Raw genomic sequence first — 15,936 nt, 5'->3', positions numbered from 1 at the left:
GAACATGAAACCAATCGCACTCATCCCCCTGACCCTGGCCCTGACGCTGGCCGGCTGCATCAACCTGGCGCCCAAGTATGAGCGCCCGGCCGCCCCGGTCGCCGCCGGCTTCCCCACCGTGGAAGGCACGGTCAACAGCGGCAACCCCGTTGCCGCCGAGGCCCCGGCCGCCATGGCCTGGCAGCGCTTCTTCACCGATGCGCGCCTGCAGCGCCTGATCGACATCGCCCTGGCCAACAACCGCGACCTGCGCGTGTCGATCCTGAACATCGAACAGGCGCGCGCCCAGTACCGCATCCAGCGTGCCGACCAGCTGCCGACGATCGACGCGGCTGTCACCGGCAACCGCGCCACCACCGGCCGCGACCAGCCGATCACCAGCTCCTACCGGGCCGGCCTGGCGGTATCGGCGTTCGAACTGGACTTCTTCGGCCGCGTGCGCAACCTGACCGAATCGGCACTGGCCCAGTACCTGGCCACCGAGGAAGCCCGCAAGACCACCCAGATCAGCCTGGTCTCGCAGGTGGCCACGACCTACCTGGCCTACCTGGCCGACGAGGAACTGCTGGGCCTGACCCAGCAGACCCTCAAGACCCGCGAGGAATCGCTGCGCCTGACGCAACTGCGCTTCGATAACGGCGTGTCGTCCAAGCTGGACCTGCAGCAGGCCGTGTCGCTCGTCGAACAGGCACGCACGACGCTGGCGCAAGCCCAGCGCCAGCGCGCCCAGGACCTGAACCTGCTCACGCTGCTGATCGGCGCGCCGATCCCGAACGACCTGCCGCAAGGCGCCACGCTGGCGACGACCAACCTGCCGGACCTGCCGGCCGGCATGCCGTCCGACCTGCTGGCCAGCCGTCCGGACATCCGTTCGGCCGAGCAGCAGCTGATCGCCGCCAACGCCAACATCGGCGCGGCGCGCGCGAACTACTTCCCGAACATCACGCTGACCGGCACCGCCGGCAGCGCGAGCACGGAACTGTCGGGCCTGTTCAAGAGCGGCACCTTCGGCTGGACCTTCGCACCGCAGGCGATCGTGCCGATCTTCGACTACGGCCGCGTGCGCGCCGGCGTCGAGAGCGCCCGCGCCGGCCGCGACATCGCCGTGGCCCAGTACGAGCGTTCGATCCAGACGGCGTTCCGCGAAGTGGCGGACGCGCTGGCCGGCCAGGCGACCTACAGCGAGCAGCTGCGCGCCCAGCAGGCCGTGGCGACGGCCGAGTCGGACCGCTTCCAGCTGTCCGACCTGCGCTACCGCAACGGCACGGCCAGCTACCTGGACCTGCTGGACGCCCAGCGCTCCCTGTTTACCGCGCAGCAGCAGGCCATCGAGGCCAACCTGGCGCGCCTGCAGAACCAGGTGGTGCTGTACCGCGTGCTCGGCGGCGGCTGGAGCGAGCCCGTCAACCAGGCGACGGCGGCGCGCTGATCGCAGCCGGCTGCCGTCAGCCGGCTGAAGCACTTTCCGCGCACCATTGCACGACCCCGACCGGGGCCGGCTTCGCGATTTCGGTATGATGGAATCGCGGACCGGCCCCGATCTTTTTCGTGGCCGAGGAACTCGAGCGAGCGGACCCGGTCCATCCGGTGCGGACGCCTTTTGCGCCGCCCGCCACCCATGCGCAGCTTTTTCCGATCACACTGGAAAGCCATCGTCGCCATCATCCTGCTGGTCTTGCTGGCACTCGTCACCGTGAACCCCGGCGCGGCCACGCTCGAGCCGCCGCTGGCCGTGCGCCTGCGCGCCCACGTGATGGCGCTGCAGTCGCCCGGCCCCATCGACGCGCGCCGTGCCGATACCGCCGCCTACATCGGCGGCGTGCTGCGCATGGCGGGCTACCGCGTCAAGCGCCTGTCCCCGCCGGACGGCGGCGGCCACGACCTCGAGGCAACGCTCTCCAACATCCCCGCGCACGGCAAGCCGGAACGCACCTTCGTCATCGGCGCCCGCCTCGATCCGCTCCGGCTGGACCCGCCGCCGGACGGCGCCGGGGACAGCCTTCCGGTGGCCACGCGTGACGATGCCGGCGGCGCCGCGGCCGTGCTGGAACTGGCGCGCCTGCTGAAGGACGTGCGTCCCAGCCCGGGTACGGCAATCCGCTTCGTGTTCTTCCTCGATCCCCGCCCAGCCGCCGCATCGGCCGCGCCCGCGCGCAAGCGCCATGGCCGGCTGGCCGGGCCGCCATCGCAACCGCCGGCCGACAGCGGCAGCTTCGTCGCCTACGTGGGTACGCTGGGTTCGGCACGCCGGGTACAGGATGCGCTGGCGGCGTTCCAGGGCGGCGCCGAGACCGACGATCACGGGCTGGCGGCGCCCGCCTACATGCAGGGCGTGACGCTCTCCGGCGGCGCGGCCTACGGCCAGGCCGGTGCCGGCGCGCCGGCGCTGACGGTGACGGACACGGCGTTCAACCGCTTCCCGTACCGCCCCATCCAGGACGACGACCGGGAAGGCATCGACAACGAAGGACGGCGCGACCCGCGCGACTACGACGGCATCGCGCGCGTGGTGGCGGGAATGGCGCGGACGTTGACCGCCTTGGCGGCGGGGCAGCGGGGTTGATCGAGCCTTCAGCTCAGGTCGTGCAGGTCCTTCTTCAACGCCGCCGTCACCACGAATTCGCTGAACGCGACGTCGAGCCCCTTGCCTTTCGGTGTACAGCACATCGGACCGACGGCGTAGTGGGCCGCCTCCGGAAACGGCGCCAGCCGGAGCATCGGCCAATTCTTCTTGTCGACGGAATATTGGGCACGTACGACGCCGTCGCTGACGGTAATGCGGATCCAGAATCCATCCTTGTTGTCGGGCGCAGGCATTACGCTCCAGTCCGACTTCCCATTCGTCAGCACGGTGCTGAACATGGGTTGTCCGTCCGAAAATTCAGCTCCCACCTTGATCCACGTTGTCTCGTCGATGCGGACCATTAATCCGGCCTGATCGTACAACTCCTTGAAATCAGCATGGATCCGGACCTGCGCCGTAAAGCCTCCGTCGACTTTTTTCGCGAAAAAGTGCCCGTTATCGTGGATGAAACCGTAGCTGGTGATCCGCCAGAAATCGGTATCGTGAGCCGTCGTCACATGAAGCGTGTCGTCGACAATACGCGATTTCGGGGGAGGATTCGTCCACCCGCAGCCTGCGAAGCTGGTTCCGGACGTGTCGAGGTTCTGCGGAGTCGATGATGGCATTGTTTTTTTGCTGGATCGGGCGTGTGCGGAGAAGGCCACAATGGGAAGAACACGTCATATTGTACGACGACGCATGGAAGGTTCCTTCAACCTGGATTGGCTAGCCGCGACCGCATCCGGCGGAGATCAGGTTTTTTCGTAGCGCCCTGCCACGCGCACGTCCTGGTTCGGCCTCGAACTTATCGGCTTCAGTCCCGGGACTTTGGCGAAGCACCGGAAGGATTTATGACCGTCTACATGCGCTCTTTTCTGATAACAAGTAGAAATAGCGACACCGGCTATATCATCAAGTAGATGCGAAGGCTCATTGGGCTGGTGGCGGGCCTCGTGACACTCTGTGATCTTTCCTTGAGTACAACCTGTTATTCTGAGGCTAACGGCCGAGATCGGCCAGGAGCGGACGCTCCCGCCCTAATGGTCTAACGATCCTGTCATTCGAGGAGTCCAATGCAATCTGCCTACGACATAGCTAGTGGATTCGCTCTGCCTGCTGAGTACGTCCACTTTTTAGTTACCCGTAATGGCGGTACCTGTCGACAAGATCGCAGCATCAGACTGAGCGACGGAACCGAGGTGCTATGCGACTGCCTGTTCGGGTTCGATCTTCAACCGAACCTTGACTTCCAATTCTGGCAGAGGGAGCTTGCGGAAGATATCCCAAAAGACGGCGTGGTGATCGGTAATGACCCTGGCGGGGCCTTTTTCATCTTGTTGAAGAAGGGAGAGGCATGGAAGCTCATGTACTACGACCATGCTTATAGGTTGTCCTCATCAAGCGACCAACGAAATACCTACGAGTGCGAAATTAGCTTGCACGACCTACTCGCCTTGGTGACGGAAGAATTTCAGGCCAAGGCTTAGCGGTTCTTCGTCCGCTTCGGGTCGGTTGCTGCCGTACACTAGAGGCAGGAAACGGCCAGAAGCGGACATTGGCTTGCTACGAAACCCGCGCCTTACAAGGGATGTTCGATGAGTGAACTACACATTATCTTCACTAGAAACGAGGAAGTGCTGATCTCTCGGAAGCCTTACGCATCGTGGCGAGAAATCCAAGATGAGTACGATGGGTACATGGCGTCGCTCGGGCCTTGGGAGGTCGACACTGTCGTATCCTGGTTAGAAGATGAATATAGCAATCTTGTCCCGTCAGCACAGGAGCAGGTCGATGTCCTACTCACGAGCGGACAAGTAGTCCGACTTCTTTCTTTCAAAAGAAAAAATTAAATCGAACGCCATCGTCCGCTTTGGGTCGAAAGCGGACGTTGCCGAAGCCCATAAGTCGCCTACATCGCAGCGAGCCCTTTGTTGCAAGCAACGGTGCAATACCGCTCACCGCGATGTTGGAGCAAACATTATTCGCATGAACAATATGCCGGAATTGATCCAGCTCGTACGAGAGCTTGTGGCAAATTTTGTTGTTCTTCCAAAGTCGAGCGATCGATCCATCGGGTGGGCGCAGCCGCTGCAGCCATCACATGCCCGCCACGTTACTCGGACAGGAACATCTCCTGCAAATCGTTGAGGAAGCGCTGGCCCAGCGCCGTCGGCCGGATCACCTTGAAGTCGCGGTACAGCAAGCCCTTGCCTTCCGCCTCATCCAGCGCCTTCTCGATCGCCGTGATCGACAGGCCGGTGCGCTCGCCGAACAGGTTCGGATCGAAGCCGTCCGCCAGGCGCAAGGCGTTGAGCATGAACTCGAAGCCCATGTCGGCGCGCGCGATCTCGTGCTCCTCGGCCACGGCATTGCCCTTCTTCGCCGCCTCGATGAACGAGGCCGGCTGCTTGTAGCGGGCCTGGCGCAGCACGCGGTGCGGGAACGACAGCTTGGAGTGGGCGCCGGCGCCGATGCCGAGGTAGTCGCCGAATTCCCAGTAATTCAGGTTGTGGCGCGCGCGGTGGCCCGGTTTCGCATAGGCCGAGACCTCGTAGTGCTCGTAGCCGGCCCCCGCCATCTTCTCGAAGATCATGTCCTGGATGTCGGCGCTCTCGTCGTCGCTGGGCAGCTGCGGCGGGTACTTGGCGAACACCGTGTTCGGTTCCATCGTCAGGTGGTACAGCGACAGGTGCGGCGGCGCGAACGACAGCGCCTTGTCGAGGTCCTGGCGCGCTTCCAGCAACGTCTGGCCGGGCAGCGCGTACATGAGGTCGAGGTTGAAGTTGTCGAAGTGCGCGTGCGCGATCTCGACGGCGCGCATCGCTTCCGCATCGTCGTGGATGCGGCCCAGCGCCTGCAGGTGCTTGCCGTTGAAGCTCTGGATGCCGATCGACAGGCGGTTGATGCCGCTGGCGCGGAAGGCGCGGAATTTCTCGGACTCGAAGGTGCCGGGATTCGCCTCCATCGTGATCTCCGCCGCCAGGTCGAGCGGCAGCAGCGTGCGCACGTCGGACATCAGGCGGTCCAGCGCCGCGGCCGACATCAGGCTGGGCGTGCCGCCGCCGATGAAGATCGTCTGGATCTTGCGGCCCCAGATCAGCGGCAGCGACATCTCCAGGTCGGCGCGCAGCGCCTCCAGGTATTCCTGCTCGGGAATCGGGCCGTTCGACTCGTGCGAATTGAAATCGCAGTACGGGCACTTGCGCACGCACCACGGCCAGTGGATGTACAGCGACAGCGGCGGCAGCGCCTTCAGGTTCAGCGAACCGGGTTGCAGGTATTGCAGCGCCGCCGTCGCCGGCGAGCGCGGTTCCACGCCCGGCAGGTCGGCGACCGGTTTGATCGGAATCATTTCAGTTTTTCTACCAATGCACGCAGGGCCTGGCCGCGGTGCGACAGCCCGTTCTTTTCGCCCGGCGCCAGCTCGGCCACGGTCTTGCCCAGCGACGGGATCAGGAAATAGGGATCGTAGCCGAAGCCGTTGGCGCCGCGCGGCGTGTCGACGATCTGGCCGCGCCACATGCCGTCGGCGATGACGGGCTGCGGATCGTCCGCATGGCGCACGTACACGAGCACGCAGTAGTAGTACGCGGACTTGTCCGCGTGCGCGGCCAGGTCCTTGACGAGTTTTTCGTTGTTGCGGGCATCCGACTTCGGCTCGCCGGCAAAGCGCGCCGAGTAAACGCCGGGTGCGCCGCCGAGGGCGTTCACGCACACGCCGGAATCGTCGGCCAGGGCCGGCAGCCCCGTCAGGCGCGCCGCGTGGCGGGCCTTCTGCAGCGCGTTCTCGACGAAGGTGCCGAACGGTTCCTCCGCTTCAGGAACGTTGAATTCGCCCTGCGGATGCAGGTCGAAGCCGATCGGGGCAAGCAACTGGGCGAATTCCTTGAGCTTGCCCGCGTTGTTCGAGGCAAGGATGAGGCGTTGGGTCATGGTCGGTATCTGTTCGCGGTATCTGTTCATGACGGCGCAGCGGGCGCCGAAAGGCGTCATTCTACCTGCGCGGCTGCCCGGGTGCTGGCCTTGCCTGCGCTTTCGCGCTTTGTGCACGCTGCGTCGGTTAGTTGCAAAATATTGGACTGTGCCCTGATGGCCTGCGCTGGTATCGGCAGCCGTATCGATCGCAGGCCATCGTCCGCCGTTACAGTGTGTGAGTTTTGACGCGCGTCACCCCGCTAGAATGATCCGATGAGCCAAACCGCCAGCCTGTCCAGTACCATCATCTTGCAGCGGCCTGCGACGCGCCGTTCCATGCTTGGCCTGGGCATCAGCCTGCTGCTCCACGTGCTTGCCGTGGGCTGGCTGTGGCATTCCGGACTCTCCCCGCGCGCCGACGAGGACACCGGCCCGACCAGGCAGATGGAGGTGCGGCTGGTGCCGGCTGCGCCCAAGCCGACTCGCGCTGTGCCTGTGCCTGTGCCTGTGCCTGTGCCCGCGCCCGCACGTGCGTCGAAGGAGGCCGCTCCGCTTTCTAGTCCCACGCAGGCACGCGCTGCGCCCAAGCCGGCGCAGCCACGGCGCCAAGCGCATGCGGATACGCCATCCTCCGGACCGGCAGTGACGGCCATCGAAACGCCGGACGAGGCTGCCAACAGCGCGGACGCCAGCACCCGCCCCGCCACCGATCCCGGCGCCGCCGCGCCGGCCGTCGACCTGGCCGCCGCGCGCGCCACCGCACGCCTGGTCGCGCGCGAACACGGCAACGCCATGCTGGCGGCGCAGAGCCGCAAACCGGTCGTGGATCCGAACGCCGACCGCCGGGTCGTCAGTCCCCTCGAACGCGCGCGCCGCGTCGACTGCCAGACGGCCCGTGCCGAGAGCACCAACCTGCTGGCCAACGTGGTCTTGCTGGCCGTGGACCTGGCGAAAAACGCCGTCGACGACAGCGGGTGCAAGTGGTAGGCGCAATCTTTCCGGCCTTGCATTCGACGGACGAACGGAGAACACCATGGGCCTGTTGACCTTCAGTATCAACGTGACGCTGGACGGCTGCGTCGACCACCAGGAAGGCATCGCCGACGACGAAACGCACGCCTTCTTCACCCGCCTGATGGACGCGTGCGGCGCGATGCTGTGGGGCCGCGTCACCTACGAGATGATGGAGAACTACTGGCCGGCGGTCGCCCGCGGCGACACGGCGGCGCCACCGGCGATGCGCGAATGGGCGCGCAAGCTGGAAGCCAAGCCGAAGTACGTCGTGTCCTCGACGCGACAGGATTTCCCCTGGACGAACAGCTACCACGTCGCCGGGGACCTGTCCGCGGGCGTACGCCGGCTCAAGGATGCGACGCCGGACGGCGTGCTCCTCGGCAGCGGCAAGCTCGCTGCCGCGTTGGACCGGCTGGACCTGGTGGACGAGTACCGGTTTCTCGTGCATCCCAGGATCGCCGGCCACGGCCCCACCCTGTACGCGGGTGGCCTGCCCGGCACGCGGCGGCTCGCCTTGGTCTCGGCGACGCCGCTGCGCAACGGCGCCGTCGCCATGCACTACCGGCGCGCACCGTGAGCTTGCGCTGTCGTGTCAAGCCGGGCGCGCCGCGCCTGCAATGGGAAACACCCGGTCGTAAGCGATGTTGAACAGGAACCCGTACACGAGGTAGAACGTCACGATCGCAATGTCCATCAACAGCGCCGCCCACAGGCCGATGCCCAGGTACCACCCGATCATCGGCACCAGCATGGCGACCAGTCCCGCCTCGAACAGGAAAGTGTGGGCGACCCGGATCGGCATCGTCTTGTGCACGCTGCCGCGCAGGCGCAGCATGGCGCGGTCGAAGCCGACGTTGAACACGAAGTTCCACAGCGTGGCGATGGTCGCCGAGGCGATGCCGATCACGCCCATATGGGCCAGAGGCTCGCCGAACAGCAGGGACGAGCCGGGAATGAAGATGGCGAGGGCAACGGCCTCGAACAGGAGCGCGTGTCGTACGCGATCGCGGAATGGTCGCATGGGTATCCTTAAAGGGTGCCGCGATCACGGTGCCGATGGCCCGGATGCGCGATGAGTCATCGGCACGCATGATCGCATAGCCAAAAATGTATTCATACGGGCAAAATTGAGGCATGATGCTTCAGATATGAAACACCTGAACTGGGATGACCTGCGCCTCCTGTCCTTTATCGCGCAGGAAGGAACGCTGCGCGGCGCCGCCAGGAAGGCCGGCCTGAGCGCGGCCACGCTGTCGCGCCGGCTCGACGACCTCGAGGAAGCGGTCGGGCAGAAGCTCGTCGAGCGTTTCCAGGGCGGCTGCATCCCGACGGCGTTCGGGACCGACGTGTTCGCACTGGCCGAGCAGATGGGCGAGATCGCGCTGGAAGTCGAGCGCACGCGCGACCGCAAGGACGCGCATGCCGTCTCCGGCCTCGTGCGCATCAATACCGACGAGTGGCTGTCCTATTTCCTCACCACCCGCTTCGCGCGCTTCCACGACCGCCATCCCAACGTCGACGTGGAAATCGTCACGTCGCACCGCCCCTACAACCTGGCGCGGCGCGAAGCCGACATCGCGATCCGGCCGTATCGTCCCGAACAGCTCGACCTCGTCGCGCGCCGTATCGGCACCTTGTCGTTCGGCCTGTACGGCAGCCGGGCAGTCACGGTGCGCCATGCCGGCGCCATCGCGCAAGGGGAATGGGCGGGCGTGCCGTTCGTGGGCTTCGACGAGCCGCGCGCGGAGTTCCAGTCGGACCGGTGGCTGCGCGCGCTGCCCGGCGCGCAGGCGCCGTGGATGCGCTGCAGTTACGGACTCGGTATCCTGGACGGCGTCGCCCATGGCGCCGGCCTTGGCGTGCTGGCGACCTTCCTGGCGGACGACCAGCCGCATCTCGCCGCCGCGATTCCCCATATCCCCGAGCTGGACCAGGAGATCTGGCTGTCGATGCACGGCGGCCTGCGCAAGAGCGCGCGCATCCGGGCCGTCGTCGATTTCATGGAAGCGGTGTTCGGCGAGTACGGGCAGGGCCTCGCAGGCAAGGGCGAATTTACTCGCGACACCATGACATGAAAGGACAAACATGATGACAAAAGTGATCTTGATTACCGGCGGCGGCCGCGGCATCGGCGCCGCCTGCGCCCTCCAGGCCGCCGAACAGGGGTACCGGGTGTGCATCAACTATCTGGCCGACGAACGGGCCGCGCGCGGCGTCGTCGACGCCATCGCCGCGCGCGGGGGCGTCGCGATGGCCATCAAGGCCGACGTGTCCGACGAACGCCAGGTCGAGGCAATGTTCCGCACCGTCGACGATGCCCATGGCCGGCTGGACGCGCTGGTCAACAACGCCGGCGTACTGTCGCAGCAGATGCGCGTCGAGCAGATGAGCGCCGCGCGCATCCACCGCATCATGGCGACGAACGTCGTCGGCAGCATGCTGTGCGCGCGCGAAGCGGTGAAACGCATGTCCTTGCGCCATGGCGGCCCGGGCGGCGCCATCGTGAACGTGTCGTCGCGCGCCGGCGTCCTCGGGGCCGCGGGCGAATATGTCGATTACGCCGCGTCGAAGGCGGCGATGGATGCGCTGACGGTGGGCTTGTCCAAGGAAGTCGCCGGGGAAGGCATCCGCGTCAACGGCGTACGGCCTGGCCTCATCCATACCGACATGCATGCGAGCGGCGGCGAGCCGGAACGCGTGGCGCGCCTGGCGGGCTCCGTGCCCATGGGACGCGGAGGGCAGCCGTCCGAAGTCGCGCATGCCATCCTGTGGCTGCTGTCCGATGCCGCCTCGTACACGACCGGGTCGTTTATCGACGTCTCCGGCGGGCGTTAACCGGACCTGATCGTTAGCCCGGAAACCGCATGCTCGCCTCGAGCCCCGGTCCCGCGTTGCGCAGCCTGAACGCGGCGCCGTGCAGCTGGGCGATCGCCGTCACGATCGACAGCCCCAGGCCGTTGCCCGGCAGGTGGCGGCTCTGGTCGACGCGGTAGAAGCGTTCCGTCACTTTTTGCAGGTCTTCTTCGGGCACGCCCGGGCCATAGTCGCGCACGCTGACGACGGCGCCCGCTTCCGCCTGGCGAACGTCGATGTCGACGTACTGACCCGTGCGCGCATACTTGATGGCGTTGTCGATCAGACTGGCGAGGGCGTTGGCCAGCAGGTGGCGGTCGCCCGGCACGCGCACGTTCTCGCCGTCGGTGACGCGCAGTGTGACGCCCTGCTCTTCCGCGGTGGCTTCGTACAGCTCGGCCATGTCGCGTGCGATTTCCCCGAGGTCCAACGGTTCGAAGGACCGGGTGCGCATGCCCGCTTCGGCGGCGGCGATCTGCAGCAGCTTGTCGAACAGGGAGATCAGGCCGTCGATGTCCTCGATGGCCAGGCGCGCGTCGCCCACCAGGGCCTGCGGGTCGGCGCTGGCCTGCAGCGCGCGGTCGAGGCGGTTGCGCACGCGGCCCAGCGGGGTGCGCAGGTCGTGGGCGATGGAGTTCGAGACGTGGCGCACGCCTTCCATCAGCGACTCGATCCGGTCCAGCATGCGGTTGATGTCGGCGCCCAGGCGCGCGAACTCGTCGTCGCCCTGCACGGCGATGCGGCTGGACATGTCGCCGCCGGCGATGCGCGCGGCGGTGCGGCGGATGCGGCCCAGGCGCGATTCCAGGCTGCGCCGGAACACCAGCGCCCCGATGAAGGCCAGCAGCACGGAGACGGCGGCGCTGGCGGCCAGCGCGCGTTCGATCACGCTGCGGATCGCATCCAGCTCGCGCAGGTCGCGTCCCACCAGCAGGCTGCTGCCGTCGTCCAGCGGCAGCGCCACCAGGCGCACCGAGACGGGGGCGCCGTCGCGCTCGATGGTGGCGAAGGCCAGTTCGCCGGATGCCGGCAAGGGCCTCTTCCAGCGCGGGATGTTGCCCGCCATGACGCGGCCGCGGTCGTCCACCAGGCCGACGATCTCCACGTCGCTGTCGATGCTGTCGTTGAGCTGGAGGTCGATCTCGTGGCGCAGCGCCTGCGAACCCTGGCTGTGCCAGGCCTGCGCCATGCGCGTGGCGATCGCCGTGATCTGGTTGTCGATGGCGCGCTCGAACACGCCCACGGTGCCGAGGTAGAACACGAGCGAGACGGCGGCGACGGTGGCCGCCAGCAGCAGGCCGTAGCCGACCGCGAGGCGCGCGGCGATGGAGCCGCGCAGGCTCAGGCGCGCATCAGCGCTTCCCATCAGCGCTCCGCATTGGCATGGCCGAGGACGGGCGTGCTGCTCAGGACGTAGCCGGCTCCGCGCACGGTGTGGATCAGCGGCGTGCCGAAATCCTTGTCGACCTTGCCGCGCAGGCGGCTGATCTGGACGTCGATGACGTTGGTCTGCGGGTCGAAGTGGTATTCCCACACGGATTCCAGCAGCATCGCGCGGGTGACGATTTGTCCCTCGTGGCGCATCAGGTATTCGAGCAGGCGGAATTCGCGCGGCTGCAGGTTGATCACGGTGCCCTGGCGCGACACGCGCTGGGTGCGCAGGTCCAGCTGCAGGTCGGCCACTTGCAGCTGGCTGACGTCGCGCGACCAGGCCGAGCGGCGCGCCAGGTTTTCCACGCGCGCGAGCAGCTCGGACATGACGAAGGGCTTGGACAGGTAGTCGTCGCTGCCGGCGCGCAGGCCGTGCACGCGTTCGTCGACGCTGTTCAGCGCGGACAGGATCAGCACGGGCGTGGTGTCGCCGCGCGCGCGCATCTGTTCGAGGATGTCGACGCCGTCGACCTGGCCCGGCAGCATGCGGTCCAGGACGATCACATCCCACGGTGCCTCCTGGATACGGCGGTTGCCTTCGATGCCGTCGAGGGCGACCGTGACGGCGTAGCCGGCGGCCGCCAGGCCGGTGCAGAGGTAGTCGCGGGTTTCGGTGTCGTCTTCGATGACCAGGCAGGTTGGCATAACGGATAGGGAAATACGGGTGAAATCAGGAGGCGGCTGACGTCCGCCCGACTATAACATGGTGCCCAGGCGCGCCATCGTGTCGACCACGTGGTCGATCTGGGCACGCGTGTGGGCGGCGTTGAGCATGAAGCGCAGGCGCGCCTGGCCGACCGGCACGGCCGGGAACTGGATCGCGTCGACATGGATGCCCTCCGCGCGCAGGGCGCGGGCGAACCGTTGGCAGCGTTCGGCCTCGCCGATCATCACGGGCACGATCGGCGTCTCGGTCGCGGTCAGGGTATAGCCGAGGGGACGCATGCGCTCGACGAAGTAGCGCTGGTTGTCCCACAGGCGCAGGCGCCGCTCCGGCTCTTCCTGCAGCAAATCGAGCGCGGCCAGCAGCGCGTTGGCCTGGTCCGGCGGCGGCGGGCAGGTGAAGCCGTAGGCGGAACTCGTCAGGCGCAATACGTCGGCCATCTCGCGTTCCAGCGCGACGAAGCCGCCGATGGAACCGAGCGCCTTGGACAGGGTCCCCATCTGCATGATGGTCTCGCTGTAGCAGCCGAAGTGTTCCGAGGTGCCGCCGCCGTTGTCGCCCAGGATGCCGGTGGCGTGGGCATCGTCGATGTACAGGATGGCGCCGTATTTCTCGGCGAGGGCGGTCAGCTCGGGCAGCGGCGCGATCGTCCCTTCCATGCTGAACACGCCGTCGCTGACGATGATCGGGCTGACGCCGTCCGCGCTTTTCAGGAGCGACTCCAGGTGATCCATGTCGGCGTGGCGGTAGGTGTGCTTGTCGGCGCCCGACATCAGGATGCCTTCGCGGATGCTGATGTGGTTGTACTCGTCCGTGAAATAGGCGTACTTGCGCCGCTTGCTGGGACGGAAGCCGTGCAGGCGCGCCAGCAGGCCCGCCTTCACCAGCGTCGACAGCACGCCGATGTTCGTCATGTAGCCGGTGACGAACAGCACGGCATCGCTCTTGTGCTTGAGCGCGCCGAGGCGCCGCTCCAGTTCGCGGTACACGGGCAGGTCGCCGCCCAGCAGGCGCGACTCGCAATTGCCGACGCCGTAGCGTTCGAGCCCCGCCTTGGCCGCCGCCACCAGGCGCGGATGGTTGGCCAGCGCCAGGTAGTTGTTGGTGCTGAAGGACACGGCCGGCTCGCCGCCCACGCGGAACACGGGATCGGGCAAGGTATCGTGCACCGCGGACTCGTGGTGGATGGCGTGGCTGTGCAGCCAGTCGGCGATTTCGCTGATGTCGTGCATGGCGGTCATGGCATGGATTCGGGCTGATGGGAAGCGGTAGTGTCAATCCAGTATAGGTGAGGGCCCGCCTCCCGGTTATTACAGTTCGGTAATATCCAGTGCCTGCGCGGCGCGCCTGCATCCCTGCCAAGCCATCATTACCAAACCGTAACCCACTGCAAGGTCCATGCGGACTATCATGGCTTCCATTCCGAATGCGCCGGCACGGTCAGTGTCGGCGCCACCGGCATCGCGCCGGACGGAAGCACCCTTTATCGTTTTTTATGGAGTCCCTTTCATGGGCACTTGTTCGAGTGGCAGTTGTAGCCGGCGTCGTGCCGGCCGCGCCCCGGCAAGATAACGCAGGTTCTCTCCCTGCCGTCGTCTCGCCCCAGCGCGAGTGACGGCATTTGCGTCCCCTTTTCTCCCCGGGGGACGCTTTTCTACACGTCGACCCGGCACACGCCGCCCTCCACGGAGGGCGGCCCGCGGTCGCGCCCCGCAACGGGCGCACTACCGATCGAATCACGCACTGAAAGGGTTCCCGCACCGCCGGAGAACCCGATGTCACGCATCCGTCTTGCCGCCGTTCCGGCGGCCATGCCCAACCGCTGGGACTGGGCGCTGCTGCCGCTCGTGCTGGCGCTGCTGGCGATCGTCGCCTGGGGCGCCATGCAGATGGACCGGCCGTTCGTGCTGGGCCAGCAGGCGCCCATCGTCCTCGATCCGGCCCTGCTGCCCTGGTACCTCATGCGCACCATCCTGCGCATGTTCGCCGCCCTCGCCTGCGCACTGGTCTTCACCTGCGCCTTCGCCGTGGCCGCCACGCGCTGGCGCGCCGCCGAGAAAGTGCTGGTGCCCTTGCTGGACGTGCTGCAGTCGGTGCCGATCCTGGGCTTCCAGGCGATCGCCATCGCTCCGTTCATCGCGCTGTTTCCCGGCCGCCTGCTCGGCGTCGAATGCGCCGCCATCTTCGCGATCTTCACCTCGCAGGCCTGGAACATGGCGTTCAGCCTGTACCAGTCGATGAAGACGATCCCGCCCGAGCTGGCGGAGGCGGCGCGCGTGTTCCGCCTGTCGGCCTGGCAGCGCTTCTGGCGCCTCGAACTGCCGTACGCGCTGCCGGCGCTCCTGTGGAACATGATGATGTCGATGTCGGGCGGCTGGTTCTTCCTCGTCGCCGCCGAGGCGATTTCCGTGGCCGGCCAGGACATCAAGCTGCCCGGCATCGGCGCCTGGATCGCCGTCGCCATCGAGCATCGCGACGGCGCCGCCATCGCCTGGGCCATCGGCGCCATGTTCGCCGGCATCGTGCTGTACGACCAGCTGTTCTTCCGCCCGCTGCTGGCCTGGGCCGACAAATTCCGCTTCGAGGAGGCGGGCGCCGAAGGCGAGGCCGTGCGCCGCTCCTGGCTGCTCGACTGGGGCCGCCGCAGCAAGTGGATGCGCGCCGTCAGCGATGCGGCGTGGGAGCGGCTGGCGCGCACGCTCGCCTGGTTCCCCGGCGCCCGCGCCGTGGCGCCCGCGCGTCCGGCCCCGGCCTGGCAGGCGCGCGCCGTGGACGCGGCACTGGTCGTGCTGGCGCTGCTGGGCGCCTGGCGCTTCCTCGTGTTCATCCACGCGCAGGTAGGCTGGGGCGAGGCGCTGCGCGTCGTCGGCCTGGGCTGCATCACGCTCGCGCGGGTGCTGCTGCTGATCGCGCTGGCGTCGCTGTTCTGGGTGCCCGTATCGGTATGGATCGGCCTGCGCCCGCGCTGGGCCCAGAAGGTGCAGGCCGTGGCCCAGTTCCTGGCCGCCTTCCCCGTGAACCTGATGTTCCCGCTGGTCGTGTACCTGCTGGTGCACCTGCGCCTGACCCCGAACGTGTGGCTGAGCCCCCTCATGGTGTTCGGCACCCAGTGGTACATCCTGTTCAACGTGGTCGCCGGCGCTTCCGTGCTGCCGGGCGAGCTGCGCCTGGCGGCGGCCAACCTGGGCCTGTCGGGCTGGCTCAAGTGGAAGCGCGTCTACCTGCCCGCCGTGTTCCCGAGCTTCGTCACCGGCGCCATCACGGCCAGCGGCGGCTCCTGGAACGCCAGCATCGTGGCCGAATACGTCAGCTGGGGCCAGACCTCGCTGGTGGCCGATGGCCTGGGCAGCTACATCAAGCAGATGACGGATGCCGGCGACTTCCACCGCCTCGCCCTCGGCATCGGGGTCATGTGCGTATTCGTGATGCTGCTGAACCGCTTTTTCTGGCGCCGGCTGTACGAGCTCGCCGAACGCCGCCGCTGAGATCCGAGACA

15 protein-coding genes are annotated in these 15,936 nt (G+C 66.8%); 8 read left to right on the top strand and 7 right to left on the bottom strand.

Annotated elements, in window-relative coordinates; genetic code table 11:
• The first annotated feature begins 4 nt into the window (after positions 1–4).
• Together QPK32_RS06370 and QPK32_RS06365 are read left to right on the top strand one after the other, a co-directional pair.
• Complete coding sequence (locus QPK32_RS06370; RefSeq protein WP_290411941.1) at positions 5–1,429, top strand: efflux transporter outer membrane subunit; 1,425 nt, start codon at positions 5–7, stop codon at positions 1,427–1,429.
• Positions 1,430–1,618: 189 nt separating this feature from the next.
• Positions 1,619–2,563: a hypothetical protein gene (locus tag QPK32_RS06365; protein WP_290411940.1), complete on the top strand. Its 945-nt coding sequence runs from the start codon at positions 1,619–1,621 to the stop codon at positions 2,561–2,563.
• Between the two features lie 8 nt (positions 2,564–2,571).
• Here QPK32_RS06365 and QPK32_RS06360 read toward each other — a convergent pair whose 3' ends face one another.
• Complete coding sequence (locus QPK32_RS06360) at positions 2,572–3,189, bottom strand: DUF1349 domain-containing protein (RefSeq protein WP_290411939.1); 618 nt, start codon at positions 3,187–3,189, stop codon at positions 2,572–2,574.
• Between the two features lie 447 nt (positions 3,190–3,636).
• Between QPK32_RS06360 and QPK32_RS06355 the strand changes: the two genes are divergently transcribed.
• The gene (locus QPK32_RS06355; protein WP_290411938.1) at positions 3,637–4,050 is read left to right on the top strand and encodes an SMI1/KNR4 family protein; all 414 of its coding nucleotides are present in this window, start codon (positions 3,637–3,639) and stop codon (positions 4,048–4,050) included.
• Positions 4,051–4,676: 626 nt separating this feature from the next.
• Here the strand turns inward: QPK32_RS06355 and hemW are convergent.
• Together hemW and rdgB are read right to left on the bottom strand one after the other, a co-directional pair.
• Entirely contained in the window at positions 4,677–5,915 is a 1,239-nt protein-coding gene (gene hemW, locus QPK32_RS06350) for a radical SAM family heme chaperone HemW (protein ID WP_290411937.1), read from the bottom strand.
• Positions 5,912–6,496: an RdgB/HAM1 family non-canonical purine NTP pyrophosphatase gene (gene rdgB, locus QPK32_RS06345; RefSeq protein WP_290411936.1), complete on the bottom strand. Its 585-nt coding sequence runs from the start codon at positions 6,494–6,496 to the stop codon at positions 5,912–5,914. The genes hemW and rdgB overlap by 4 nt, the downstream gene beginning before the upstream one ends.
• A gap of 624 nt (positions 6,497–7,120) precedes the next feature.
• Between rdgB and QPK32_RS06340 the strand changes: the two genes are divergently transcribed.
• Together QPK32_RS06340 and QPK32_RS06335 are read left to right on the top strand one after the other, a co-directional pair.
• Positions 7,121–7,465 carry a hypothetical protein gene (locus QPK32_RS06340; protein WP_290411935.1) on the top strand — a complete coding sequence of 115 codons (345 nt, stop codon included), beginning with the start codon at positions 7,121–7,123 and terminating at the stop codon, positions 7,463–7,465.
• A gap of 46 nt (positions 7,466–7,511) precedes the next feature.
• Positions 7,512–8,069: a dihydrofolate reductase family protein gene (locus QPK32_RS06335; protein ID WP_290411934.1), complete on the top strand. Its 558-nt coding sequence runs from the start codon at positions 7,512–7,514 to the stop codon at positions 8,067–8,069.
• Positions 8,070–8,084: 15 nt separating this feature from the next.
• On the opposite strand, the gene QPK32_RS06330 is transcribed toward QPK32_RS06335, so the two are convergent.
• Positions 8,085–8,513, bottom strand: coding sequence for a PACE efflux transporter (locus tag QPK32_RS06330; RefSeq protein WP_290411933.1), 429 nt, complete (start codon positions 8,511–8,513; stop codon positions 8,085–8,087).
• Between the two features lie 127 nt (positions 8,514–8,640).
• Between QPK32_RS06330 and QPK32_RS06325 the strand changes: the two genes are divergently transcribed.
• Together QPK32_RS06325 and QPK32_RS06320 are read left to right on the top strand one after the other, a co-directional pair.
• Entirely contained in the window at positions 8,641–9,567 is a 927-nt protein-coding gene (locus QPK32_RS06325; protein ID WP_290411932.1) for a LysR family transcriptional regulator, read from the top strand.
• Between the two features lie 10 nt (positions 9,568–9,577).
• A complete protein-coding gene (locus QPK32_RS06320) occupies positions 9,578–10,327 on the top strand; it encodes an SDR family oxidoreductase (RefSeq protein ID WP_290411931.1) in 750 nt (249 codons plus the stop codon).
• Between the two features lie 13 nt (positions 10,328–10,340).
• On the opposite strand, the gene QPK32_RS06315 is transcribed toward QPK32_RS06320, so the two are convergent.
• From QPK32_RS06315 to QPK32_RS06305, 3 genes are read right to left on the bottom strand one after another with little or no spacing between them, the layout of a single operon-like run.
• Positions 10,341–11,711, bottom strand: a complete 1,371-nt coding sequence (locus tag QPK32_RS06315) for a cell wall metabolism sensor histidine kinase WalK (protein ID WP_290411930.1) — start codon at positions 11,709–11,711, stop codon at positions 10,341–10,343.
• Positions 11,711–12,421 carry a response regulator transcription factor gene (locus tag QPK32_RS06310; protein WP_290411929.1) on the bottom strand — a complete coding sequence of 237 codons (711 nt, stop codon included), beginning with the start codon at positions 12,419–12,421 and terminating at the stop codon, positions 11,711–11,713. Before QPK32_RS06310 ends, QPK32_RS06315 begins: the two co-directional genes overlap by 1 nt.
• A 51-nt stretch (positions 12,422–12,472) precedes the next feature.
• A complete protein-coding gene (locus tag QPK32_RS06305) occupies positions 12,473–13,681 on the bottom strand; it encodes a pyridoxal phosphate-dependent aminotransferase family protein (RefSeq protein WP_290411928.1) in 1,209 nt (402 codons plus the stop codon).
• A gap of 534 nt (positions 13,682–14,215) precedes the next feature.
• Between QPK32_RS06305 and QPK32_RS06300 the strand changes: the two genes are divergently transcribed.
• A complete protein-coding gene (locus tag QPK32_RS06300) occupies positions 14,216–15,925 on the top strand; it encodes an ABC transporter permease subunit (protein WP_290411927.1) in 1,710 nt (569 codons plus the stop codon).
• Positions 15,926–15,936: the final 11 nt, after the last annotated feature.

The organism is Massilia sp. YIM B02763 (genome assembly GCF_030412015.1).
Lineage (GTDB): Bacteria > Pseudomonadota > Gammaproteobacteria > Burkholderiales > Burkholderiaceae_D > Telluria.
The sequence above is the reverse complement of the archived record's forward strand: the minus strand, read 5'-3'. Positions and strand labels throughout refer to the sequence as shown.